Source organism: Aquabacterium sp. (assembly GCF_004297345.1).
In the GTDB taxonomy this organism is placed as follows: Bacteria; Pseudomonadota; Gammaproteobacteria; order Burkholderiales; family Burkholderiaceae_C; genus Aquabacterium.
In genome coordinates this window covers 1-1580 of sequence record NZ_SCTN01000438.1, presented here as the reverse complement: position 1 = coordinate 1580, position 1580 = coordinate 1, and the positions used below count along the sequence as shown (strand labels likewise).

General features: G+C 63.9%; 2 protein-coding genes. Both read left to right on the top strand.

Going from position 1 to position 1580, the window contains the following annotated elements; all coding sequences use genetic code 11:
- Nucleotides 1-2: 2 nt before the first annotated feature.
- Nucleotides 3-122: a PEP-CTERM sorting domain-containing protein gene (locus EPO09_RS16985; protein WP_290644761.1), complete on the top strand. Its 120-nt coding sequence runs from the start codon at nt 3-5 to the stop codon at nt 120-122.
- Nucleotides 123-181: 59 nt separating this feature from the next.
- Nucleotides 182-1580: DUF2306 domain-containing protein (locus EPO09_RS16980; RefSeq protein WP_290644757.1), on the top strand; the 1399-nt coding region annotated here is incomplete at its 3' end.

Sequence of the window (1580 nt, the reverse complement as noted above, 5' to 3'; positions counted from 1 at the left end):
GCGTGAAGGCCGCACCGGCAGTTCCTGAGCCCGGCACATATGCCCTGATGGGCCTGGGCATGGCTGGCCTGGGACTGGCCACTCGCCGCCGTCGCGCTCAGCAAGCAGCCGCAGGCCAATAAAGCCGAGAAGCCGCACACGGCATCCCGTCGTCCATCGCCCGAACCTCAACAGGATCACCATGAGCCTTGCCGCCAACACCCCGCTTTCCACACCTGCCATGAAAGGCGCCTGGCTGGTGCGCGCCATCGCCGTGGTGTTGGCCCTGGCCATGCTGCTGTATGGCGTCGTGGCGATTGACACGGGCATCGTCAACTACAAGGGGGCCGGCAATGCTGACGTGGCCGCCAAACGCGTGGCCATGCAGCGTGCTGCTGAAGCCGGCGACAGCAGCGGCTCGGCCGCCGAACACAGCGGCATCGGATTTGACTTTCTGCGCAAGCACAGCTCGCCCCAATACAGCTTCGGCAAAGATGGTCTGAGCGAGCCCGCCATCCACTACGCCACGATGCCCAAGTTCAATGGCGTCACCCTGTCCATCCACAATGCGCTGGGTGGCGTGTGCATGCTGTTTGGCGCGCTGCAGTTCTGGCCCGCTTTCCGTCGTCGCTTCCCGCTGTGGCACCGAGCCTTCGGCGGCATCTACATCCTCGCTGCGCAATCGGCCATGATCGCCGCGATGGTCTACCTCTCGCGCACGGCCGTGGTCGACATCTATGACCACCTCACCTTCTACGTAGGCCTGTGGGCACTGGCCGTCGGTGTGACCGTGACCTTGTGGATGGCGATCTATTCGATGCTGCAAAAGCGCATCGCCCAGCACCAGGCCTTCATGTGCCTGAACTTCGGCCTGCTTTTGACCGCGCCCATTCAGCGCTATGGCTGGCTGGCCTTCGGCATGTTCGGCCCGCAAGACATGCGTCAGCTGGAAGGCAACTACGCCGTCACTGGCGTGCTGGTGCCGTTGACCGTGATGATCGGCTACGGCCTGTTCACCATCAACCGCTGGCTACAAGCTGACCGCTCGGCCGCATCCGCTCAAAAGGTGGCGCAGCCTTTCGGCCTGCACGCCAAGCTGGGTCGCCTGCTGGCCATGCTGAGCCCGCTGGTGCTGCTGGCAGCCGGCATCACCACGGTTCAACATTACCTGGTTCAACCCGGCCTGCAGCACATCGAACACGCTGCCCAATGGATCCCTGCTGGTGTGATCCAACTGGAAGACCAGGTCATCGTGGCACAAGCCGCCACACGCCAGCTGTTCGCGCTGGCCACACTGCTGGGCTTGATCGCTGGCGCACACCTGTTATGGACAGCCTTTGTGGCCAAGGCCGCACCAACCCGCTACATGAGCCTGAGCGGCTGGACACTGGCCGCCGCAGGCAGCGCCGTGGGCGCCGTGCTCGTGAACTGGGGCCTGCAGATGGGCATGCCCAGCTTTGCCACCATCGCAGGCGGCGCCATCTACCTGTTCGGCGGTTGCGTGACGCTGATCCTGTCTGCGCTGCTGGCCTATGCGCTGGGCAAAGGACAACACGTATGGGTCAAGGAATGGGGCGTGTTCGTGATCGCTTGCCTGGTGG